The sequence below is a fragment of the Pseudomonas danubii genome (assembly GCF_042980055.1).
Classification (GTDB): Bacteria; Pseudomonadota; Gammaproteobacteria; order Pseudomonadales; family Pseudomonadaceae; genus Aquipseudomonas; species Aquipseudomonas danubii.
In genome coordinates this window covers 276,952-298,804 of record NZ_CP116502.1, presented here as the reverse complement: position 1 = coordinate 298,804, position 21,853 = coordinate 276,952, and the positions used below count along the sequence as shown (strand labels likewise).

Sequence of the window (21,853 nt, the reverse complement as noted above, 5' to 3'; positions counted from 1 at the left end):
CGACTCAGAACCGGAAGCGCACCACCAGGTTCTGCAGGCCGGCCGCCAAGTGCGACAGCTCCTGGCTGGTGGCGTTGGTGCGCGTGGCGGCGTCGGCGCTTTCCAGGGACAGGTCGCGGATGTTCAGCAGGTTGCGGTCCACTTCACGGGCCACCTGGGCCTGTTCTTCCGAGGCACTGGCGATCACCAGGTTGCGCTCGTGGATCTGCTCCATGGCCCGGGTGATTTCCCCCAGGGCCAGCCCGGCCTGTTCGGCGATGGACAGGGTCTGGGCCACCCGCTGATTGTTGCCGTGCATGGACTGCACCACGCTGTCGGTGTCGCCCTGGACTCGGCCGATCATCTGTTCGATTTCCTGGGTCGACTGCTGGGTGCGATGGGCCAGGGCCCGCACTTCATCTGCCACCACGGCAAAGCCGCGGCCGGCTTCTCCAGCTCGCGCGGCCTCGATGGCGGCGTTCAGGGCCAGCAGGTTGGTCTGTTCGGCAATGGCGCGGATCACGTCCAGCACCTTGCCGATTTCCCGTGACTGCTCGGCCAGGGTCTGCACTTGCTGCAAGGCGGTGCCGACATCGCTGCTCATGGCCTGGATCGAGTCCAGGGTCTGGATCACCCGGGCCTGCCCCTGGGTCGCCTGGGTGGTGGACTGGCGGGTGGTGTCGGAGGTGGACACCGCGTTGCGCGCCACTTCCTCGACGGCCACGGTCATCTCGTTGACGGCTGTGGCGGCTTGCTCGATTTCGTTGTGTTGCTGCTGCAGGCGGCTGGAGTCCTGGTGGGTGCTCTGGCTCATCTGTTGCGCGGCGGCGGCCAGCTGGGTCGAGGTGCTGCTGATCAGTTGCAGGGTTTCACGCAGGCTGGCCTGCATGCTGGCCAGGGCCTTGAGCAGGCGCGCGGTTTCATCGCTGCCCTCGCTGTGGATCGGTCGGCTGAGATCGCCGGCGGCCACTTGCTCGGCCACGCCCACGGCCTGGCGGATGGGCACGACGATGCTGCGAATCAACAGCCAGGCCAGGCACAGGGTCAGCAGGGCGACGGCGATCAGGGCGCCGATCACCGTGATTTTTACCTGGGTGTACAGCGCGTCTGCATGCTGGGCCGACTGGCTGACTTCCTCGGCAGTGAGGTTCATCAGTTCGGCGAACTGGTCGCCGGTCTGGGTCGAGTAATCCTGGATCTTGCCGTTGAGCAGGGCCGTCATCTCGCTGCTGCGATTGTCCTGGGACAGGGCTTCGTACTGGGCCAGGGCCTGTTGGTAGCTTTTTACCGTGGCGAGGAATGTCTCGTATTGCACCCGGTTGTGATCGCCCACCAGCGGCGCGAACCTGGCCAGGGCCTGGTCGAGCCAGGTTTGTACCTGATGCAGGCGGGCAATGGTGCTTTCCAGCACTTTGGGTTCACGGTTGAGGGCCATGCGCAGGCTCAGCACGCGGATGCTCAACACGTAGTCGCGCACTTCTCCCAGGTAGCGGGTGCTGGGCAGGGAAATGTTTTCGGTGTGCTGGCCGGTGGCGCGGACTTCGGCCACTTGCTTGAGGGCGAACAGCCCCTGCAGCAGGACCAGCAGGGCAATCACGCCGAAGCTGATCACGGCGCGTTTGGCGATGCTCAGGTTACCCAGCGTCATGGGACGATCTCCGAGTGTGGAAAAACAAAAGGGGGGAGGGGGAGCCGATAAAAAAACGCAGGCCCTGAGCGGGCCTGCGTGAAAGGAGCATCAGTCTTCTACGTGAGGAATCTTGCGCGGGGCCATGAAGTACATCCAGGTCAGGGCGATGAAGTACATGGCCGGGATCAGGGTGAACAGCAGGGTGTAGTTGTTGTTGGTGACGGTCAGGATGTGGCCGACGATCTGGGTCATGAACATGCCGCCGATGGCCGCGCACATGCCGCCAAAGCCGAACACGGTGCTCATCATGTGCTTGGGCGTGTAGTCCATCACCAGGCTCCAGATGTTGGCGGTCCAGGCCTGGTGGGCACCGATCCCCAGGGAGATGGCGAACACGGCCAGCCACAGGTTGGCGGTGCCGGCGGCCATGATCACGCCGATGATGCAGCAGGCGAACAGGAACATCGACAGCAGCCGCGCCTTGATCGGATTCATGCCGCGTCCGATGAGGAACGAGGAGAGGATGCCGCCACCGACGCTGCCGAAGTCGGCGGTCAGGTAGATGATGATCAGCGGGATGCCCATCTGGGTGACGTTGATCCCCAGGTTGTACTGCTGGTTGAGGAACGGCGGCAGCCAGTACAGGTAGAACCAGAACACCGGCGCGGTCAGCGAGTAGGCCAGGGCGAAGGCCCAGGTGCCACGCATGCGCAGGATGCGGCTGAAGGGCACGCGGGTCGGCTCGGGTTCTACTTGTTGCTGGATGTAGGCCAGTTCCGAGGCTTTGACGCTGGGGTGATCTTCCGGGTTGAAGTACTTCAGGCCCCAGAACAGCAGCCAGACGCCGCCCAGTGCCGCCATGCACAGGAACGCCGCTTGCCAGCCCCAGGCGTGGAGGATCAACGGCAGCAGCATGGGGGTGAACATAGCGCCGACGTTGGTCCCGGCGTTGAAGATGCCGGTGGCTACCGCGCGTTCGCCGGCCGGGAACCACAGGCGCGTGGTCTTCACGCAGGCCGGGTAGTTGGCGGCTTCAGTGAGCCCGAGAATGAAGCGGCAAACCATGAAGCCTGCCGCCGAAGTGGCCAGGCCATGAGCGCCGGTGGCCAGGCTCCACAGCAGCACGGCGAAGAAGAACACCCGTTTCACGCCGACTCGGTCGATCAGTCGCCCTTGCAGCACGAAGCCCACGGCGTAACCGACCTGGAACCAGAAGTTGATGTTGGCGTAGTCCATCGCCGTCCAGTTCATTTCCTTGGCCAGGATTGGCTGCATCACGCCCAGTGCGGCGCGATCGATGTAGTTCAGGGTGGTGGCGAAGAACACCAGGGCGAGCATGCCCCAGCGGGTCTTGCCGACGGCCATGGCGCCGCGGATCTTGTCGCCGATGCCGCCGGCAACACTGAGGCTCGGGGCGATGCGAGAGCTTTGGGAAGGAATCATATAGGCCATCCGTTCAGTGACTGACGAGCCAGGGCTCGTCGGAACTCAAGGGCGCGTGATCAATCGTCAGCGAGGGCATGAGCGCCAGGGACTGGGTGATTGATCGGCTGGTTTGGTTCGTCGAGCCGTTGATTGCGGACCGGCGAACGCCATCGGTACGACGCTCCGCTCAGGGCAGTAGCGGGTCGTGATCCAGGGTGCCGATTGAGGCCGTTCCAGGCGCGAGCCAAAGGGATGAGCAGCAGGGCGGGGCGTTGAGTGCAAGCATGAGGATGTACCCGATTTTTAAAATTTTTATGGTGTGTTCTGGGTCTGGGTGATTGAAGCCACGGTTTCTTGGGGCGGCTCAATGTGCTGTCGATGGTGCGCAGTGGCTGAAAAATCGTCAATTCGCCAAGCGGCTTTTTGTTCGATAATCGAACACAAAACTAACTGGTTCGTACACTTTAAATCATGCTGTGGAATAATCCGCAACATCGAATAAAAGGCTCGGGTGCCACCGGCCGTCATCCCCCGGGAGTTCAATCATGCAGCGTTCCATTGCCACCGTTTCCTTGAGCGGCACCCTGCCGGAAAAACTCGAAGCCATCGCCGCCGCCGGCTTCGATGGGGTGGAGATTTTCGAGAACGACCTTCTCTATTATGACGGTAGCCCTCGGGAAATCAGGCAGATGTGCGCCGACCTGGGGATCGCCATCACCCTGTTCCAGCCGTTTCGGGATTTCGAGGGCTGCCGCCGCGATCGCCTGGCACGCAACCTGGAACGTGCCGAACGCAAGTTCGACTTGATGCAGGAGCTGGGCACCGACCTGGTGCTGGTGTGCAGTAACGCCCAGGCCGACAGCCTCGGGGACCGGCAGATTCTCATCGATGATTTGCACCTGTTGGCCGAGCGGGCCGCGCTGCGCGGCTTGCGCATCGGCTACGAAGCCCTGGCCTGGGGCCGTCACGTGAATACCTATCAACAGGTCTGGGACATCGTGCGCAGCGCCGATCACCCCAACCTTGGGGTGTTGCTGGACAGCTTCCATACCCTGTCGCTCAAGGGCGACCCGGCGGCGATTGCCGAGATTCCCGGGGACAAGATCTTCTTCGTGCAGATGGCCGATGCGCCGATCCTGGCCATGGATGTACTGGAGTGGAGCCGGCATTTCCGCTGTTTTCCGGGCCAGGGCGAGTTCGATCTGCCGGGCTTTCTGGCGCCGATCATCAAGAGCGGCTACACCGGGCCGCTGTCCCTGGAAATCTTCAACGACGGCTTTCGCGCCGCGCCGCCGCGGGCCAATGCCGCCGACGGCTTGCGCTCCTTGCTGTACCTGGAAGAGAAGACCCGCGAGCGCCTGCTACAAGAGGCGCAACCGGTGGCCAACCTGGACATTCTGTTCGCCCCGCCAGCGGTTGAAGCCTATGGCGGCACCGAGTTCCTTGAGTTCGCGGTGGACGATGCCCTGGGCGCCAAGCTGGGGAGCTGGCTGGAGCGCCTGGGTTTTGCCAAGGCCGGACAGCATCGTTCCAAGAACGTGAGCCTGATGCGTCAGGGCGATATCAACCTGATCCTCAACTCCGAGCCCTATTCCTTCGCCCACAGCTTCTTCGAGGCCCATGGCCCTTCGGTGTGTGCCACGGCCATCCGGGTCAAGGACAGCGCCAAGGCCCTGGAGCGGGCGGTGGCCTACAAGGGCCAGCCTTATCGCGGCCTGGTGGGCCCCAACGAGCTGGAACTGGCGGCGGTGCGCGAGCCCGATGGCAGCCTGATCTATCTGGTGGACCCGCAGCAGGGAGGTCAGCACCTGTACGACACCGACTTCAACATGCATGACGATGTGCAGGCCAAGGGCGGCCTCAAGCGTATCGACCACATGGCCATGGCCCTGCCGGCGGACAGCCTCGACAGCTGGGCGCTGTTCTACAAGAGCCTGCTGGATTTCGAGGCCGATGATGAAGTGGTGCTGCCCGATCCTTATGGCCTGGTGAAAAGCCGCGCCCTGCGCAGCCGTTGCAGCTCGATCCGCTTGCCGCTGAACATCTCGGAGAACCGCAACACCGCGATTTCCCACGCGCTGTCCAGTTATCGTGGCAGCGGGGTGCATCACATTGCCTTCGACTGCGACGACCTTTTCGCCGAGGTCAGCCGGGCCAAGCAGGCCGGAGTGCCGCTGCTGGATATTCCGCTCAATTACTACGACGACCTGGCGGCGCGTTTTGATTTCGACGACGAGTTTCTCAGCGAACTGGCCTACTACAACGTCCTGTATGACCGCGATGCCCAGGGCGGCGAGCTGTTTCACGTCTACACCGAACCGTTCGAGGGGCGGTTCTTCTTCGAGATCATCCAGCGCAAGAACGGCTACGCCGGCTATGGTGCGGCCAACGTTGCGGTGCGCCTGGCGGCCATGGCCAAGTCTCGCAGTGGCGCGGTGCGCCAGGCCAAGTTGTAGCGCATTGGTAACCGGAGGCGGTAATCCACCGCCTCTGTGCTTTCTTTCGCGACAGGACGCGGCTCATAATCGCCCGCGTGTTCAGTGATGGCCGTGAGCCCAGAATGACAATGACCAGTGAACGCTCGATTGCGTCCGATGAGCCTGCTCTCGAACCGCGCAAGAGTCGCAAGAACAACCCGGAAAAAACCCGCGAGAACATCCTTCAAGAAGCTATTGTCGAGTTCGTCCAGCAGGGACTTTCCGGTGCGCGGGTGGATGCGATCGCCGAGCGCATCCATACCTCCAAGCGCATGATCTATTACTACTTCGGCAGCAAGGAGCAGCTGTACGTCGAAGTCCTGGAAAAACTCTACGGCGATATCCGCAGCACCGAGAGCCGCCTGCATCTGGCCGAGCTGGCACCGCGGGAGGCGATTCGCCGGCTGGTGGAGTTCACCTTCGATCACCACGACCGCAATGTCGATTTCGTGCGCATCGTCAGCATCGAGAATATCCACAAGGCCGAGTACGTGAAGCAGTCCGGCGTAATCAAGGCAATGAACAACACCATCCTCCATGCCTTGGGCGAGATCCTTGAGCGCGGCGCGCAGGAAGGCGTGTTCCGCAGTGGCCTGGACCCGCTGGACGTGCACTTGCTGATCAGCTCGTTCTGCTTCTATCGGGTGTCGAACCGTCACACCTTTGGCGAGATCTTCCAGATCGACCTGCCGGACGAAAGCATCAAGCAGCGGCACCGGGAAATGATCTGCGAATCGGTGCTGCGCTACCTGCAGGCCTGACCCGGAGCTTTAGGGCCGGGTTGGCTTGTCAGGCGCTGGCTTGCTGGCCAAAGCGTCCGTAAGATCGCCTCGCCACCCCGGCTCTCGCATCATCCCCCACGACAAGGAAGGCACCATGGGTAACCCCGTCCCAACGCTTAAAATCATCCTGATCCTGATGATCGTCGTTGACTCGTTCTGGTTCGGTGAGCGCCTGCTGTCCCTGACCGGTTTCAGCGTATTCGACTGGCTGCCGAGCTCGGTGATCAATCTGGTGGGCCTGTTCGGCAGTCTGCTGATGATTCTCTTCAACGTGCTGTTGATCGGCCTGCTTGCGCGCCTGCAGCTCAAGCCCGAGTAAACGCAGGACCTGTAGCCGCTGCCGAAGGCTGCGAACGAGCCGCAGGCTCGTCAGCGTCCTGACGGATGCCGAGGCCCCTGCGGGGCCTGTCGCAGCCTGCGGCAGCGGCCACAGGCGTATTTCAGCCATTCATGCTGTGGAAGTGCGCCAGCATGCGTTGCGGGTCGGCGCTCTGGCCGCTGAACAGCTCGAACGCCTTGACCGCCTGGAACACCGCCATGGTGCCGCCGTCCAGGGTTCGGCAACCCAGGGCGCGGGCATTGCGCAGCAGCTCGGTTTCCAGCGGGAAGTAGACGATCTCGGCCACCCACAGCTCCGCCCGCAGCAGTTCCACCGGCACCGGCGTGCCCGGCAGCTTGGCCATGCCCATGGGCGTGGTGTTCACCAGGCCGTCGGCGCTCGCCAGGGTGCTGGGCAGGTCGCCACCGGCCTTGGCCCGAGCGGCGCCGAAATGCTGGTTGAGGTTGTCCGCCAGGCTCTGCGCCCGCTGGTTTTCCACATCGAAAATGCTCAGTTGCTCCACACCCTCACTGAGCAGGGCGTGGGCCACTGCCGCTCCGGCGCCGCCGGCCCCCATCTGCACCACGTGCCGTCTGGCCACGCCTTGCAGACCGCGCCGGAACCCTTCGGCAAACCCCAGGCAGTCGGTGTTGTGGCCGACCCGTTTGCCGTCCTTGAGGACCACGGTGTTGACCGCGCCAATGCCGCGAGCTTCCGGGGACAGTTCGTCCAGTAGCGGCAAGATGCTCTGCTTGCAGGGAAAGGTGATGTTCAGGCCGGTGAAGTTCATCCGTTCGGCGGCGCTGAGCAGGTCGGGCAGGGCGCTGCTGTCGAGCCCCAGCTGGTCCAGATCGATCAACCGGTACAGGTAGCGCAGGTTTTGCGCGTCGCCTTCGTGTTCATGCAGGGCCGGGGTGCGTGAAGCCTGGATGCCGGCGCCGATCAGTCCGGCGAGTACGCCTGTATGGCCTGTCATAGACCTTGCTCCTTGAACCGCAGGCTGAAGTGTTCCAGCGCCAGGCGATAGCCGTGGCTGCCAAAGCCGCACATCACCGCCAGGGCAATACCCGAGACAAAGGAGTGATGGCGGAAGGGTTCGCGGGCGTGGACGTTGGACAGGTGCACTTCGATCACCGGCAGTTCACTGGCCACCAGCGCATCGCGGATCGCCACCGAGGTGTGGGTCCAGGCGGCGGGGTTGATCACGATGCCGGCGCAGCGCCCGCGGGCGGCGTGGATCCAGTCCAGCAATTCGCCTTCGTGGTTGGTCTGGCGAAACTCCACGGCCAGGCCCAATTCCTCGGCGGCACGGCCGCACAAGGCCGAGACATCGGCCAGGGTTTCGTGGCCGTAAGTGGCAGGTTCACGGCTGCCGAGCAGGTTCAGGTTCGGGCCGTTAAGCACCAGAACGATAGGACGCATGGGGGTAGATCTCCGTTGTTATTGTCAGCCTCGGGAGAGGGTACGAGGCACTGGGGAGGTAAATTGTACTAACTGGTTAATTTGGTCAATTGATCGCCGAGAGCGGAACCCGGGAAGGCTGATTAAGTGTTCGATAACCGAACGCTGTTATTGGCGATGGCCGTGGCGAGGCCTTGCCCGGCAATAAATGCTGACGACTTTGCGGCTGCCCGGAGGCCTTCCTGACCTTCTCCGGGACTAACCTCAAGCAGGTCACCTCACTGCTGCCCTTTCAGGCCGGTGGTCGGATTAATCATGGAAACACGAGTCTTTGGACTCGATAACCTAACGGATGGGTTAGCATGAAAGTGTTCGTTTACAAGGGCTATGCGGTCGTCGTCATGTTGCGTGACGAACATTGCCCACCCCATGTGCATGTGGATGGCGGTCGTTGGAGTGCCCGTTTTCGCTTCAGCTTCTGGCACAACGGCGTCGAGCTCTGGGACGTTGTCCCCCATGGCCGTCGCCCAGCACTGGCAGTCCTTGAAGGCTTGCGCCAGGCCTTGAAGCAACGGGTGCATCTGGCTCGGCGTATCTGGTGGAGCAAACTGCGCACCTTGTGCCTTGAGCAGCAGTTGTGGGATTGGCAAGCGAACGCTGTGGTGGAAGGTTCAAGCGCCGGCTGCAGGGTGTACCTGATCGAGTCAGCGCACTACGAGGAACAACGAAACCTGACTCGCCTGACCCTGGTGGGGGCGGCGCAAGGAGTGGAGATCGAACTATGAAAGTCGTCAAGGCAGCGGTGCCTGTCGATGTGCCCTTGACCCAGGAGCAGCTGGATCAAGCGGTCGAACGCGGTGAGGCGCGTCACGACGCGGGTTTGCAAGTCAGTACCTTGAGCTATGCGGCCGGGTGCCTGTGCCTGGGCTTTGCCGATGGCAGCTCGATTCATTTGCCTGTGGAAAACTATCCGGAGCTGGCGGCGCTGAGCGACACCCATTTGCAGCAACTGCAGTTGGGCTTTTCCGCCACGGCGGTGTGTCATGAGGCCGTGGATCTGCAGCTGTCGATTGTCGGGCTGCTGTCGGCCAGCGAGCCGCTGATGAAACTGGCGACCCAGTTGGTCGCCTCCCGTAACGGTCGGCAAAGCAGCGCGGCCAAGGCTCGGGCGGCGCGCCTGAATGGCAAGAAGGGCGGCCGGCCGCGCAAGGTCGAGGTGCCAGCCTAGGTCCTGGAAAGCGGCTGGCAGCTGGTGTAAGCGATCGCTAATGAATACTGATATCAATTGAAAATCATTCTCGACTGACCGTAAGATGCCGGCAATTTCCTTCATGTTCCAGGGAGTCGGTTTGTCGGACGTGGATCTCAAGGGACTGTTTCTCAAGCATGCCGCGACCTTGCGTGGGTACCTGGCGCGCAAGGTACGGGACCCGCAGTTGGCCGCAGATCTGGTGCAGGAGAGTTTTCTGCGGCTGGCCGAGCAAGCGCGCGGTGAGCGGATCGACAACTCCCAGGGCTATCTCTACCGCACGGCGAACAACCTGCTGATCGACCATGTACGTCAGGAGGCGCGGCGCAAGACCGAGACCGTGCCCCATGAAGTACTGGCCGACATCGAGGATGAGGCGGCCGGGTTGGAGGCTCAGGCGATGGCGCAACAACAGCGCAAGGCACTGAAACAGGCGATCACGGAGCTGCCTGCGCGCACTCAGGAAATCTTCCGCCTGAACCGTATCGAAGGCATGACCCACGCCGAGGTGGCCCGGCACCTGAATATCTCCGACAGCTCGGTGCAAAAGCACCTGTCCCGGGCGCTGGCTTATGTGATGCAACGCCTGCAGGCTACCGACGGTCGGCCGGTTGACCAGTGAGTTACGGTAAAAGTCGGGGTCAGACGTCACTGCTTATATATAACGAGAAATCGAGATTCACACGTGAATAGCCAGGGTCCGCAAGAGCGCAGTATCACCGAGGTCGCCGCCGATTGGGCGGTGCGTTTGCACGCGGGAGGCCTGAGCGCCACCGAGCAGGCGCAGCTTGCCCAATGGCAGGCCGAGGACCCGCGTCATCCCCAGGCTCTGGTGTTTGCCCGGCAGACCTGGGAGGCCCTGGGCGAGCTGCGCCTGGACCCCGAGCTGGCGGCCACTGCCCCACCAAGACGCCAGGTGGAACGGCCTGCGGCGACAATACAGCGCCCGCGCCGTCGACGCCGGCTGGTGCGGGTCGCCAGTGCGGCCATGCTGGTTCTGGCGGTGGCCCTGGGCTGGCTGCAAGGGCCGCAGGCTCTGCTGTACCTGCAGGCCGACTACCAGACCGGCAAGGGCGAGGTGCGCACCGTGCAACTGGCCGATGGCAGCCAAGTGGAGCTGGACTCGAGCAGCGCCATTCGCCTGGATTACAGCGGCGACAAGCGTCAGATCCAATTGCTGGCCGGCTCCGCAGTGTTTGATGTGGCGCCCATGGTCGGTGAGGAGCAACGACCTTTCATCGTGCACAGCGCCAGCGGCCAGACCCGGGCCCTGGGCACCCGTTTTGTGGTCGGGCGCGAGAGCGATCAACAAGCCTGGGTTGGGGTGTTGCAGCACAGTGTCGCCGTGAGCCTGGATGCCCCGGCGCAACGCGGCGTTTCCGAGCGGGTTCTGCAAGAGGGACAGAGCGTGCGCTATGACTCGCAGTCGGGGGTGGTGGCACTTGATGGGCTCGACCTGCAGCGCGCCACCAGTTGGCGACGTGGAGTCCTGGTGTTCGATCGCCAGCCCTTGAGCGTGGTGGTGGAGCGCCTCAATCGCTATCGACCCGGGCGGGTGGTGCTGACCAACAGTGCCCTGGCCCAGCGTCAGGTCAGCGGTGTGTTCCGTCTGGATATGCTCGACGCGGCCCTGGTCACCCTCACCCAGGAGTTGCAGGTGCAGCGTTTCGACCTGGCCGGCGTCAGCCTTATTTATTGAGGCCTGCGGGCCTTTTTTCACCTTCGGCGAAAAATAACTGAAAAAACCTTACTGAGTTTTCCTGCCTGGCACGTCTAGCTAATTGAGATGCATTCGCATGCACTAAAAGTAGCCAGCGCAGGAATCAGGAACATGAGGGTAGGCAGTCGCACTGGAATTCACGCCGCAAGTCGTCTGGCCCTGGCCATTCACTTGGGCGTAGCAGGGCTGTTGGCAGGAGGCGGTTTGTTGCACGCGGCAGAGCCCGTAGGCGTAGCCCCGCAGAGTGCTCAGCAACCACGCGAACTGGATTTCGATATCCCTGCCCAGGCCCTCGGCAGTGCGGTGCTGGCTTTTGCCGAGCAGGCCGGGGTGCAGGTGCTGTTCGACAGCCTGCGCCTGCATGGCTTGCACAGCTCACCGCTCAAGGGCCGCTACGGCGCCGAGGAAGGACTGGCCCGGCTGCTGGGCAATGCGCCGGTGGAGTACCGCTTTAGCGGCGAGCGCCAGGTGACCCTGAGTCGGGTGGAAACTGGACGTGATGGCGCCCTGGCCTTGGCCCCCACCACGATTTCCGGTGACCTCGAAGGCCGGCAGAGCGATTGGGTATACAACGCGCCACGCTCGGTGAGCGTGGTCGGGCGCGAGCAACTTGATCGCAATCCACCGCGGCATGCCGCCGAAATGCTGGAGGAAACGTCCGGCGTGTATTCGGCGCTCAGCCAGCAGGACCCGGGCGTGTCGGTGAACATCCGCGGTATCCAGGACTATGGTCGGGTCAACATGTCGGTGGACGGCATGCGCCAGAACTATCAGCAGAGCGGCCACCAGCAGCGCAACGGAACGCTCTATGTCGACCCCGAGCTGCTCTCCGAAGTGGTGGTGGAGAAGGGCGCCACCTCCACCATGGGCGGGGCTGGAGTGATTGGCGGGGTCGCCAACTTTCGCACCATCGAGGCCCGCGACCTGCTCAAGCCCGGCCAGGAGATCGGTGGCCGAATTCGCCTGACCACCGGCTTGGGCGGCCGCAGCAACGGCACTCACTTCATCGGCAGTTCCGCCTTCGCCATCGGCACCGAAGTCTGGGACATGCTACTGGCCGCCAGTGAACGGCACCTTGGGGACTACAACCCGGGGACCCGTGGCGGCATCGGCGAATTGCGCACCGGCAGCTGGATGGACCCGTCGATCAATGATCGAGTGAAGCATTCCAAGGTGGCCTATTCCGCTTCGGTGATGCGCTCGCGCCTGGTCAAGCTGGGGCTCAACCTGCCCCAGGACCAGCGTCTGCAGCTGAGCTACCTGACCACTGAGGTGTCCTACGACGACGCCAACATGATGAACACCGAGAACAAGGATCAGCTCTGGGAAAAGCTCGGCAGCAGCGATGTGCATTCGCAGAACTTCGGCCTCGACTACAGCTACACCCCGGACAACCCGTTGATCGACTTCAAGGCCAAGCTCTATTACGTCGACAACAGCAATGACCAGAGCACCCTGACCCGCCGCAGCAGCCCTGGCTACTCGATCACCTACCAGACCGATACCTATGGCGCCCAGGCGCAGAATACGTCGACCTTTGCCCTGGGCGGGCTGTCCACGCTGAAGGCCAACTACGGCCTGGAGTTCTTCTACGACAAGGTCCGTCCCGACTCCAGCCAGCCGGTGCCCAAGGGCTCGGCGGTCAGTGCCTCGCCTGCGGCGAGCATGACCCCCGAGGGCGATCGAGCCCTGGGTAGCCTGTTCACCCGCCTGGACTTCGACTACGACGGTTGGCTGAACCTCAATGCCGGCTTGCGTTACGACCGCTACCGCCTGCGCGGCGAAACCGGAATCAACACCCGCACCTTCGTGATCGGCAAGACGCCCCAGCAAATCTCGGTGCCGGTGGCCTATGACATCGACAACCAGGAAGGGCGCTTCTCGCCGACCTTCGGCCTGTCGGTCAAGCCCGGGGTCGAATGGCTGCAACTGTTCGCCAGCTATGGCAAGGGCTGGCGGCCACCGGCGGTGACCGAAACCATGATCACCGGACGCCCCCATGGTGGAGGTTCTGAGAGCACCTTTCCCAACCCCTTCCTCAAGCCAGAGCGCTCCACCACCTGGGAAGCAGGGGTCAACGTCTTCAAGGAAAACCTCTGGTTCAACGATGACCGCCTGGGTATCAAGGTGGCCTACTTCGATACCCGGGTCGATGACTTCATCTATATGGCCATGGGCGTGCAGCCCCCGGGCTATGGCTCCCCCGGCATCGGCAACAGCGCCTACGTCAACGATCTCAGCAGCACCCGCTTCAAGGGCGTCGAGTACCAGCTCGACTATGACGCCGGTCGCGCCTACGGCCAGCTCAATTACACCCACATGATCGGCGACAACGATTTCTGCATGAAGACCGCCTGGCTGGGAGGGGTGACCCAGCCGGTGAAGAACGGCACAGGGCGGGGCGCGATTGTCACCGGCATGCGTCCCGATGATGCGGCCAACAATGCCAGCCGCTGCAACGCCGCGATCCTCGGTTCGGCCGAACACATGCCCATGGACCGCGGCACCCTGACCCTGGGCGCGCGCTTTTTCGAACGCAAACTGGATATCGGTGCCCGGGCCCGCTACAGCGCCGGCTACTCGATCGCCGGCTCGGCGACCGGGACCGTGAGCCAGACCGGTGTCTACCCGGCCGACTGGAAGCCCTACACCGTCTACGACCTGTATGGCAGCTACCGGGCCACTGAAGAACTGACCCTGCGCCTGGCCATGGAAAACGTCACCGACCGCGCCTACCTGGTGCCCCTCGGCGATGTCCTGGCCTTCACCCTCGGCCGTGGCCGCACCTTGCAGGGCACCGTGGAATATCAGTTCTGACCGCTTTTGCCCATTGAAGGGCAAAACCGCAGCAGGCACTGGCGTGCTGCGGACCTGACCCACCTAATGTATTGGAGTTTTGCATGAGCATTTCGATCTCTTACAGCGCTACCTACGGCGGTAACACTGTTGCGCAATACCTGACTGACTGGTCGGCCTATTTCGGCGACGTCAACCACCGCCCAGGCGAAGTGGTTGATGGCACCAATACCGGTGGTTTCAACCCGGGCCCGTTCGACGGCACCCAGTACGCCATCAAGAGCACCGCCAGCGACGCCGCCTTCGTGGCCGACGGCAACCTGCATTACACCCTGTTCAGCAACCCGAGCCACACCCTGTGGGGCTCGCTGGACAGCGTTTCCCTGGGCGACACCCTCGCCGGTGGTTCGGGCAGCAACTACCACCTGGTCAGCCAGGAAGTCAGCTTCAGCAACCTGGGCCTCAACAGCCTGAAAGATGAAGGCCGTGCCGGTGAAGTGCACAAGGTGGTCTACGGCCTGATGAGCGGCGACAGCTCGGCGCTGGCCGGCGAGATCGATGCCCTGCTCAAGGCGATCGACCCAAGCCTGTCGGTGAACTCCACTTTCGACGACCTGGCCGCCGCCGGTGTTGCCCACGTCACCCCGGCTGCCGCCGCCGCAGCCGATGTCGGCCTGGTGGGTGTGCAGGACGTGGCCCAGGACTGGGCACTGGCCGCCTGAGTGCCGGCTTGAGGCATAAAAAAGCGAATGCAGGATCGCTCCTCCATTCGCTGGTTTGACTCACCTCCGTCGCCCGAGTTTTCGAAGGCCAGGGCGGCGGCGGTGGCAAATTCTGGGGAGCGCCGTGGTGCCTGTCAACGCACCGGGCGCGCCTCTTGTCGTTCCGCTCTGCCTGAGCGGAAGGCCCTGTATCCCTAAACTCTGCACAGGACACCTTGATGAGCAGGCCGAATCCACTTGCCGCTTCCGAGACGCTGGCGGCCCTGACGGCCTACAAGGGCGGCTTCTTCAACATCGGCCTGTTCTCGGCGGTGATCAATCTGCTGATGCTGGCCCCGGCCCTTTACATGCTGCAGGTCTATGACCGGGTGCTGGCCTCGGGCAATCAGATGACCCTGTTGATGCTGACGCTGATGATCCTCGGCCTGTTCGGCCTGATGGGGGCGTTGGAGTGGGTGCGCAGCCAGGTGGTGATCCACCTCGGCACCCAGATGGACATGCGCCTGAACCAGCGGGTGTATGACGCGGCGTTCGAGGCCCAGCTCAAGGGCAGCCCCCAGGCCGCCGGCCAGGCCTTGAATGACCTGACCGCGCTGCGCCAGTTCGCCACCGGCAATGCCTTGTTCGCCTTCTTCGATGCGCCCTGGTTTCCGGTCTACCTGCTGGTGATCTTCCTCTTTCACCCCTGGCTCGGTCTGTTGGCCCTGGGCGGAGCGCTGCTGTTGGTGGCGCTGGCCTGGATCAATCAGCATATCTGCCAGGCGCCGCTGGCCCAGGCCAGCCAGTTGTCGATCATCACCAGCCAGCAGGCCACGGCCAACCTGCGCAACGCCGACGCCATCGAAGCCATGGGCATGCTCGGCGCGCTGCGCGAGCGCTGGTTCGTCGGTCACCAGGGCTTTCTCGCTCAGCAGAACCTGGCCAGTGAAAAGACCGCCACTATCAGCGCCTGGTCCAAGGGCGTGCGCATGGCCTTGCAGTCCCTGGTATTGGGCCTGGGCGCGTGGCTGGCGGTGCAGGGGCAGATCACTCCGGGGATGATGATCGCCGGCTCGATTCTCATGGGCCGTGTGCTCAGCCCCATCGACCAGTTGATCGCGGTCTGGAAGCAATGGAGCTCGGCGCGCCTGGCCTACGAGCGCTTGTCCGAGCTGTTGCAGGCCAATCCGCCACGGCCGGTGCGCATGAGCCTGCCGACGCCCAAGGGCAAGTTGAGTGTCGAGCAATTGAGTGCCTGTGCCCCGGGAAGTCGCCGTCCGGCCCTGAGCAACCTCGGCTTCACCCTGGAGGCCGGCCAGGTCCTGGGGGTGATCGGCCCTTCCGGTTGCGGCAAGTCCACCCTGGCTCGGCTGTTGGTCGGTGCCTGGACGCCCCTGACGGGAAAGGTGCGCCTGGATGGCGCGGACCTGGCCCAGTGGGACAAGCAGCAACTGGGCCCGCATATCGGCTACCTGCCCCAGGACATCCAATTGTTCGCCGGCAGCATTGCCGAGAACATCGCGCGTTTCGGCGCGCTGGACTCCGATCAGGTCCTGCAGGCTGCGCAAATGGCCGGGGTGCATGAGTTGATCCTGCAACTGCCCCAGGGCTATGACACGCGCCTGGGTGAGGGCGGTGCCGGGCTGTCCGGCGGGCAGCGCCAGCGCATCGGCCTGGCCCGCGCGTTGTACGGCTTGCCGGCGCTGATCGTGCTCGACGAACCCAACTCCAACCTTGATGAAGCTGGCGAACAGGCGCTGCTGCAGGCCATCAGCCAACTCAAGCTACGGCAGCGGACCCTGGTGCTGATCACTCACAAGCCCAATGTGCTGAGCCTGACCGACCAGCTGATGATCCTGCGCGAAGGCCAGCTGCAAGCCTTCGGCCCGACGGCGCGGGTGCTGGAGGCGAACCAGAAGGCCAAGGCCGCGCCGCCGCCCGCGGTACCGGTGAGTAATCCGGTGACCAGCCTGAACATGAATTACCGACTGGGCGTGGCCGGCGGCGAAGGGAAAAAAGCATGAAGGCGAATGTATCCACAGGCTCGGTTGCGCCGGTCGCGGGGCCCGCCGCCAGCAATGTGTTGTCCCTGGACGACAGGAAGTATTCACGCCTCGGCTGGCTCCTGGTGCTGGGAGGCTTTGCCGGGTTTATCGGCTGGGCCGCCCTGGCGCCGCTGGACAAGGGCGTGGCGGTATCGGGCAAGGTCATGGTCTCGGGCCATCGCAAGACGGTGCAGCACCAGAGCGGCGGCATCGTCGAGCGGATCGAGGTCAAGGAGGGCGACCGGGTCAGCGCCGGGCAGGTGCTGTTACGGCTCAACGAGACCCCGCTGCGCACCCAGATGCAGTCCTTGCGCAGTCAGTACCTGGGGTCCCTGGCCAGCGAAGCGCGACTCAATGCCGAGCGCGATGGTGCCAGCGAGATCGTCTTTGATCCTCAGCTCCAGGCCTTGGCGAGCGAACCTGAGGTGGCGGCCAGCCTGGCCCTGCAACGGCAGCTGTTCAGCAGCCGGCGCCAGGCCCTGAGCATGGAGCAACAGGGCATTGCCGAAACCATTGCCGGCTCCGAAGCGCAGTTGCGCGGTAGCCGGGATTCCCAGGCCAGCAAGCGGCAACAGCGCAGTGCCTTGAACGAACAGTTGCAGGGCCTGCGGGAGCTGGCCCGGGACGGCTACATCCCGCGCAATCGCCTGCTGGACAGCGAACGCCTGTACGCGCAGATCGACGGCTCGATCGCCGAGGACTTCGGCCGCATCGGCCAGTTGCAGCGGCAGATCCTCGAACTGCGCCTGCGCATCCGCCAGTCCACCGAGGACTTCCAGAAAGACCTGCGCAGCCAGTTGGCCGACACCCGGATTCGCACCGAAGACCTGCGCAATCGCCTGGCCTCCGCCGAGTTCGAATTGGCCAACAGCCAGGTGCGCGCCCCGGCTGCCGGGGTGGTGGTGGGCCTGGAGGTGTACACCGAGGGCGGAGTGATCAAGCCGGGCCAGCCGCTGATGGACATCGTGCCCCAGGACGAGCCGCTGCTGGTGGAGGCGCGGGTGCCGGTGCAACTGGTGGACAAAGTGCACCCGGGGCTGCCCGTGGAACTGATGTTCTCGGCCTTCAACCAGAGCACCACGCCGAGGGTGCCGGGGGAGGTGACCCTGGTGTCTGCCGATCGCCAGGTCGACGAACGTACTGAAGAACCCTATTACACCTTGCGCGCCACGGTCAGCGCCGAAGGCATGCAGCAGTTGCAGGGGTTGCAGATCCGGCCGGGAATGCCGGTGGAGGCCTTTGTCCGTACCGGCGAGCGCTCGATGCTCAACTACCTGTTCAAGCCCCTGCTGGACCGGACTCATATGGCGTTGGTGGAAGAATGACTCGCGCCTTTTGCTTCCTCGCGCTGCTGTGCCTGCTGAGCAGCCCGTCGGCCCTGGCCCTGGGTTTGCTCGATGCCTACGATCTGGCTCTGCGTAATGACCCGACCTTCCAGGCGGCGATCAAGGAGCGCGATGCCGGTGAAGAGAACCGGGCCATCGGCCGTGCCGGGCTGTTGCCGAACCTGTCCTGGAGCTACAACAATTCGCGCAACCAGTCCGAGGTGACCCAGGACACGGTTCGTGGCGATGTCACCACCGATCGTGACTACCGCAGCTATGCCTCGACCCTGACCCTGCAACAGCCACTGCTGGACTACGAGGCCTATGCGCGCTATCGCCAGGGCTCGGCCCAGGCGCTGTTTTCCGACGAGCGTTTTCGCGGCAAGAGCCAGGAACTGGCGGTGCGCCTGCTCAGTGCCTACAGCCAGGCGCTGCTGGCCCAGGAGCGCATCGAACTGAGCCGGGCACAGAAACGCGCCTACGCCGAACGCTTGCAGCTCAATGAGCGCTTGCTCAAGGGCGGCGAGGGCACCCGCACCGATGTGCTGGAGACCCAGGCCCGTTTGAGCCTGGCCCTGGCGCAAGAGATCGAGGCCCAGGACCAGCAGGATGCGGCCCTGCGCGAGCTGCAAGCCATAGTCGGCGAGCCGTTGCAGATCGACGAGCTGGACCCGCTGACCCGGCAGTTCGAGATCCAGCCGCTGCAGCCCAACCGCTTCGACAGTTGGCGCGACCTAGCCATGGCCAACAACCCTGAACTGGCTTCCCAGCAGCAGGCCCTGCGGGCGGCGGAATACGAAGTGGAGCGCAAGCGCGCCGGGCACCTGCCCAAGATCAGCCTGTACGCCAGCAGCCGGCAGACCCGCTCTGATTCGGAGAGCACCTACAACCAGCAGTACGACACCAACACCGTGGGTATCCAGGTCAGCCTGCCTCTGTTTGCCGGTGGTTCGGTCTCGGCCTCGACCCGCCAGGCGGCCAGTCAGCTGTCCCAGGCGCAATATGAACTGGATGCGCAAACCGCCAATACCCTCAACCAGCTGCGCAAGCAGTTCAACCTCAACACCAGTGCCGCGGCCAAGGTCCGCGCCTATGAAATGGCCGTCAGCTCAGCCGAGGCCCTGGTGACCGCGACCCGCAAAAGCGTGCAGGGTGGCGAGCGGGTCAACCTCGATGTGCTGGACGCCGAGCAGCAACTGTTCACTGCCCGTCGTGACCTGGCGGATGCCCGGCATGCCTACCTGCTGGCACGGATTGAGCTCAAGTACTACGCCGGCCTGCTCAATGAACAGGACCTGCAGCAACTGGCCGGGTACTTTCAACCCGCGGGCTGACCTTGTAGCCGCTGCCGCAGGCTGCGACCGGGGCGCAGCCCCGCACACCCGGCGACGCAGACGTGCCTGATGCACCGCGGTGTCAGGTTTGCGCCTGCTTCGCAGTCGATCGCAGCCTGCGGCAGCGGCTACAGGAAGCGGTAGGGGGATCGGAGGCCCAGAATGACAACGGCCGTCTCGAGGACGGCCGTTGGGGAGCGGGGCAAATCAGCGGCGGGTCAGCAGGACCCCGGATTCCATGTGGTGAGTCCAGGGGAACTGGTCGAACAGCGCGCAGCGGGTGATGCGGTGAGTGTCGTGCAACTGGGCGATGTTGGCCGCCAGGGTTTCCGGGTTGCAGGAGATGTACAGGATGTTGTCGAAGCGCCGGGTCAGTTCGCAGGTGTCCGGGTCCATGCCGGCCCGGGGCGGGTCGACGAACACGCTGCCGAATTCGTAGCTCTTCAAGTCCACGCCCTGCAGGCGGCGGAACGGACGCACTTCGTTCAGGGCTTCGGTCAGCTCTTCGGCGGACAGGCGCACCAGGGTGACGTTATCCACAGCGTTTTCGCTGAGGTTGCTCAAGGCGGCGTTGACCGAGGTCTTGCTGATCTCGGTGGCCAGTACCTTGCGCACCCGGGTGGCCAGGGGCAGGGTGAAGTTGCCGTTGCCGCAGTACAGTTCCAGCAGGTCGTCCTGGCGCTCGCCCAGGGCTTCATAGGCCCAGTTGAGCATCTTCTGGTTCACCGTGCCGTTGGGCTGGGTGAAGGCGCCCTCGGGTTGGCGGTAGCTGAAGGTACGCCCGCCGACTTCGAGCTTTTCCACCACGTAGTCCTGGCCGATGACTTCGCGTTTGCCCTTGGAACGGCCGATCACACTGACATTGAGGTCGGCGGCCAGTTGGCTCGCGGCCTTGTGCCAGTGCTCGTCCAGCGGGCGGTGGTAGCACAGGGTGATCATCGCATCGCCGGCCAGGGTGGTGAGGAACTCCACCTGGAACAGCTTGTGGCTCAAAGGCGCGCTGGCCTGCCAGGCGGCCTTGAGCCGGGGCATCAACTGGTTGATGCGCTGGCTGGCGATGGGGAACTCTTCAATGAGGATCGGCGTGCGTTTGTCGTCCTGGGAGAACATCGCGTAGTGGCGTTCACCGGCCTCGCGCCACAGGCGGAACTCGGCCCGCAGGCGGAAGTTCTGCAGGGGCGAGTCGAAGACCTGGGGCTCGGGCGCAGCGAAGGGCGCCAGCAGGTCACGCAGGCGCGTGACCTTGTCGTTCAATTGGGTGCTGTAGCTTGCGGCGTCAAAAGTCATGCGGCGAACCAACCCAGCTTGATCACGAACAATATCGACAGGATCACCAGCGGTGCGTTCAGCTCGCGGGCGCGGCCCGACAGCAGCTTGATCGCGGTCCAGGCAATGAAGCCGAAGGCGATGCCGTTGGCGATCGAATAGGTGAACGGCATGGCCAGGGCAGTGACCACCACCGGCGCGGCGACGGTGATGTCGTCCCAGTCGATTTCCGCCAGGCCCGAGGTCATCAGCACGGCCACGAACAGCAGTGCCGGCGCGGTGGCGAACGGTGGCACGCTGGCCGCCAGCGGCGAGAAGAACAGTGCCAGCAGGAACAGAATCGCCACCACGATGGCGGTCAGGCCGGTGCGGCCACCGGCGCTCACGCCCGCAGCGGATTCGATGTAGCTGGTGGTGGTCGAGGTGCCCAGCAGGGAGCCGGCCATGGCGGCGGTGCTGTCAGCGATCAGCGCGCGGCCCATTTTCGGCATGTGGCCGTCCTTGCCCATCAGGCCGGCGCGCTTGGCGACGCCGATCAGGGTGCCGGAGTTGTCGAACAGATCAACGAACAGGAAGGCGAAGATCACGCTCACCAGACCAATGTCCAGGGCGCCCTTGATGTCCAGTTGCAGGAAAGTCGGGGCCAGGGACGGAGGCATCGAGGTCACGCCGGCGAACGGGGTGAAGCCCATGATGATCGAGGCAATGGTCACCGCGAGGATGCCGATCAGCACCGCCCCGCGCACTTTCAGCGCTTCCAGGGCGACGATCAGGGCAAAGCCCAGGGTGGCGAGGATCGGCGCCGGCTTTTTCAGATCACCCAGGCCGACCATGGTGGCCTGGTTGCTGACCACGATGCCGGCGTTGTGCAGGGCGATCAGCGCCAGGAACAGGCCGATACCGGCAGCAATCGCCGAGCGCAGCGGCAGGGGGATGCTGTTGATGATCCATTCGCGGATCTTGAAGATCGACAGCAGGAAGAACAGCACCGCCGAGATGAACACCGCACCCAGCGCCACTTGCCAGGTGTGGCCCATGTGCAGGACCACGGTGTAGGTGAAGAAGGCGTTCAGCCCCATGCCCGGGGCCAGGGCGATCGGGTAGTTGGCGATCAGGCCCATGATGGTGGAGCCGATGGCGGCAGCCAGACAGGTGGCAACGAACAGGGCGCCCTTGTCCATGCCCGTCTCGCCGAGAATGCTCGGGTTGACGAAGAGAATGTAGGCCATGGCCAGGAAGGTGGTGACGCCCGCAAGAATCTCGGTGCGCACGTTGGTGTTGTGTGCCTTGAGTTGAAACAGCCTTTCCAGCATGTCTGCTCCCCGTGGCGCCGCCGGGCGCCGTGAATGTATCGACTCCAACAGCAAAGCACAGACTTTATAAGGTGCCTGTGGATTTGCCCTG

18 protein-coding genes are annotated in these 21,853 nt (G+C 63.7%); 12 read left to right on the top strand and 6 right to left on the bottom strand.

All coding sequences use genetic code 11. From position 1 onward, the window contains the following. Positions 1 to 4: 4 nt before the first annotated feature. Positions 5 to 1,627 (bottom strand): methyl-accepting chemotaxis protein, encoded by a 1,623-nt coding sequence (locus PFZ56_RS01455; RefSeq protein WP_170002322.1) that lies wholly within the window; start codon positions 1,625 to 1,627, stop codon positions 5 to 7. A 90-nt stretch (positions 1,628 to 1,717) separates the two neighbouring features. Next, positions 1,718 to 3,052 (bottom strand): MFS transporter, encoded by a 1,335-nt coding sequence (locus PFZ56_RS01450; RefSeq protein WP_102882294.1) that lies wholly within the window; start codon positions 3,050 to 3,052, stop codon positions 1,718 to 1,720. 527 nt (positions 3,053 to 3,579) lie between these two features. On the opposite strand from PFZ56_RS01450, the gene quiC reads away from it, so the two are divergent. From quiC to PFZ56_RS01435, 3 genes are all read left to right on the top strand, one after another. Next, positions 3,580 to 5,490, top strand: a complete 1,911-nt coding sequence (quiC, locus tag PFZ56_RS01445) for a 3-dehydroshikimate dehydratase QuiC (RefSeq protein WP_170002324.1) — start codon at positions 3,580 to 3,582, stop codon at positions 5,488 to 5,490. A gap of 104 nt (positions 5,491 to 5,594) precedes the next feature. Beyond that, complete coding sequence (locus PFZ56_RS01440; RefSeq protein ID WP_102882292.1) at positions 5,595 to 6,272, top strand: TetR family transcriptional regulator; 678 nt, start codon at positions 5,595 to 5,597, stop codon at positions 6,270 to 6,272. Positions 6,273 to 6,387: 115 nt separating this feature from the next. Next, on the top strand, positions 6,388 to 6,612 hold the full coding sequence (locus PFZ56_RS01435; protein ID WP_016967259.1) for a hypothetical protein: 225 nt from the start codon (positions 6,388 to 6,390) through the stop codon (positions 6,610 to 6,612). 121 nt (positions 6,613 to 6,733) lie between these two features. On the opposite strand, the gene PFZ56_RS01430 is transcribed toward PFZ56_RS01435, so the two are convergent. Both PFZ56_RS01430 and aroQ read right to left on the bottom strand, forming a co-directional pair. Continuing rightward, positions 6,734 to 7,588, bottom strand: coding sequence for a shikimate dehydrogenase (locus PFZ56_RS01430; protein WP_102882291.1), 855 nt, complete (start codon positions 7,586 to 7,588; stop codon positions 6,734 to 6,736). Then, complete coding sequence (gene aroQ / locus PFZ56_RS01425; RefSeq protein WP_102865405.1) at positions 7,585 to 8,034, bottom strand: type II 3-dehydroquinate dehydratase; 450 nt, start codon at positions 8,032 to 8,034, stop codon at positions 7,585 to 7,587. Before aroQ ends, PFZ56_RS01430 begins: the two co-directional genes overlap by 4 nt. Positions 8,035 to 8,375: 341 nt before the next feature. Between aroQ and PFZ56_RS01420 the strand changes: the two genes are divergently transcribed. The 9 genes from PFZ56_RS01420 (at position 8,376) to PFZ56_RS01380 (ending at position 19,183) form a co-directional block, all read left to right on the top strand. After that, positions 8,376 to 8,798, top strand: a complete 423-nt coding sequence (locus PFZ56_RS01420; RefSeq protein ID WP_102882290.1) for a DUF4160 domain-containing protein — start codon at positions 8,376 to 8,378, stop codon at positions 8,796 to 8,798. Continuing rightward, positions 8,795 to 9,241 (top strand): DUF2442 domain-containing protein, encoded by a 447-nt coding sequence (locus PFZ56_RS01415; protein ID WP_170002326.1) that lies wholly within the window; start codon positions 8,795 to 8,797, stop codon positions 9,239 to 9,241. The genes PFZ56_RS01420 and PFZ56_RS01415 overlap by 4 nt, the downstream gene beginning before the upstream one ends. A gap of 121 nt (positions 9,242 to 9,362) precedes the next feature. Further along, a complete protein-coding gene (locus PFZ56_RS01410; protein ID WP_102882406.1) occupies positions 9,363 to 9,884 on the top strand; it encodes an RNA polymerase sigma factor in 522 nt (173 codons plus the stop codon). Positions 9,885 to 9,947: 63 nt separating this feature from the next. After that, on the top strand, positions 9,948 to 10,961 hold the full coding sequence (locus PFZ56_RS01405) for a FecR family protein (protein WP_170002328.1): 1,014 nt from the start codon (positions 9,948 to 9,950) through the stop codon (positions 10,959 to 10,961). 132 nt (positions 10,962 to 11,093) lie between these two features. Further along, complete coding sequence (locus tag PFZ56_RS01400; protein WP_170002330.1) at positions 11,094 to 13,799, top strand: TonB-dependent receptor; 2,706 nt, start codon at positions 11,094 to 11,096, stop codon at positions 13,797 to 13,799. Between the two features lie 83 nt (positions 13,800 to 13,882). Then, positions 13,883 to 14,500, top strand: coding sequence for a heme acquisition protein HasA (locus PFZ56_RS01395; protein ID WP_102865410.1), 618 nt, complete (start codon positions 13,883 to 13,885; stop codon positions 14,498 to 14,500). Positions 14,501 to 14,718: 218 nt separating this feature from the next. After that, positions 14,719 to 16,503 (top strand): type I secretion system permease/ATPase, encoded by a 1,785-nt coding sequence (locus tag PFZ56_RS01390; protein ID WP_170002332.1) that lies wholly within the window; start codon positions 14,719 to 14,721, stop codon positions 16,501 to 16,503. Beyond that, a complete protein-coding gene (locus PFZ56_RS01385) occupies positions 16,500 to 17,849 on the top strand; it encodes an HlyD family type I secretion periplasmic adaptor subunit (protein ID WP_170002334.1) in 1,350 nt (449 codons plus the stop codon). The genes PFZ56_RS01390 and PFZ56_RS01385 overlap by 4 nt, the downstream gene beginning before the upstream one ends. After that, positions 17,846 to 19,183: a TolC family outer membrane protein gene (locus tag PFZ56_RS01380; RefSeq protein WP_102882284.1), complete on the top strand. Its 1,338-nt coding sequence runs from the start codon at positions 17,846 to 17,848 to the stop codon at positions 19,181 to 19,183. Before PFZ56_RS01385 ends, PFZ56_RS01380 begins: the two co-directional genes overlap by 4 nt. A gap of 207 nt (positions 19,184 to 19,390) precedes the next feature. Here PFZ56_RS01380 and trmA read toward each other — a convergent pair whose 3' ends face one another. Both trmA and PFZ56_RS01370 read right to left on the bottom strand, forming a co-directional pair. Further along, positions 19,391 to 20,470 carry a tRNA (uridine(54)-C5)-methyltransferase TrmA gene (gene trmA / locus PFZ56_RS01375; RefSeq protein WP_102865414.1) on the bottom strand — a complete coding sequence of 360 codons (1,080 nt, stop codon included), beginning with the start codon at positions 20,468 to 20,470 and terminating at the stop codon, positions 19,391 to 19,393. Continuing rightward, positions 20,467 to 21,762, bottom strand: coding sequence for an NCS2 family permease (locus PFZ56_RS01370; RefSeq protein WP_102882282.1), 1,296 nt, complete (start codon positions 21,760 to 21,762; stop codon positions 20,467 to 20,469). The genes trmA and PFZ56_RS01370 overlap by 4 nt, the downstream gene beginning before the upstream one ends. Positions 21,763 to 21,853: the final 91 nt, after the last annotated feature.

Coding starts and splice junctions, on each gene's coding strand:
- PFZ56_RS01455 (WP_170002322.1), bottom strand. CDS start 1,627: ATGACGCTGGGTAACCTGAGCATCGCCAAACGCGCCGTGATCAGCTTC.
- PFZ56_RS01450 (WP_102882294.1), bottom strand. CDS start 3,052: ATGATTCCTTCCCAAAGCTCTCGCATCGCCCCGAGCCTCAGTGTTGCC.
- quiC (WP_170002324.1), top strand. CDS start 3,580: ATGCAGCGTTCCATTGCCACCGTTTCCTTGAGCGGCACCCTGCCGGAA.
- PFZ56_RS01440 (WP_102882292.1), top strand. CDS start 5,595: ATGACAATGACCAGTGAACGCTCGATTGCGTCCGATGAGCCTGCTCTC.
- PFZ56_RS01435 (WP_016967259.1), top strand. CDS start 6,388: ATGGGTAACCCCGTCCCAACGCTTAAAATCATCCTGATCCTGATGATC.
- PFZ56_RS01430 (WP_102882291.1), bottom strand. CDS start 7,588: ATGACAGGCCATACAGGCGTACTCGCCGGACTGATCGGCGCCGGCATC.
- aroQ (WP_102865405.1), bottom strand. CDS start 8,034: ATGCGTCCTATCGTTCTGGTGCTTAACGGCCCGAACCTGAACCTGCTC.
- PFZ56_RS01420 (WP_102882290.1), top strand. CDS start 8,376: ATGAAAGTGTTCGTTTACAAGGGCTATGCGGTCGTCGTCATGTTGCGT.
- PFZ56_RS01415 (WP_170002326.1), top strand. CDS start 8,795: ATGAAAGTCGTCAAGGCAGCGGTGCCTGTCGATGTGCCCTTGACCCAG.
- PFZ56_RS01400 (WP_170002330.1), top strand. CDS start 11,094: ATGAGGGTAGGCAGTCGCACTGGAATTCACGCCGCAAGTCGTCTGGCC.
- PFZ56_RS01395 (WP_102865410.1), top strand. CDS start 13,883: ATGAGCATTTCGATCTCTTACAGCGCTACCTACGGCGGTAACACTGTT.
- PFZ56_RS01390 (WP_170002332.1), top strand. CDS start 14,719: ATGAGCAGGCCGAATCCACTTGCCGCTTCCGAGACGCTGGCGGCCCTG.
- PFZ56_RS01385 (WP_170002334.1), top strand. CDS start 16,500: ATGAAGGCGAATGTATCCACAGGCTCGGTTGCGCCGGTCGCGGGGCCC.
- PFZ56_RS01380 (WP_102882284.1), top strand. CDS start 17,846: ATGACTCGCGCCTTTTGCTTCCTCGCGCTGCTGTGCCTGCTGAGCAGC.
- trmA (WP_102865414.1), bottom strand. CDS start 20,470: ATGACTTTTGACGCCGCAAGCTACAGCACCCAATTGAACGACAAGGTC.
- PFZ56_RS01370 (WP_102882282.1), bottom strand. CDS start 21,762: ATGCTGGAAAGGCTGTTTCAACTCAAGGCACACAACACCAACGTGCGC.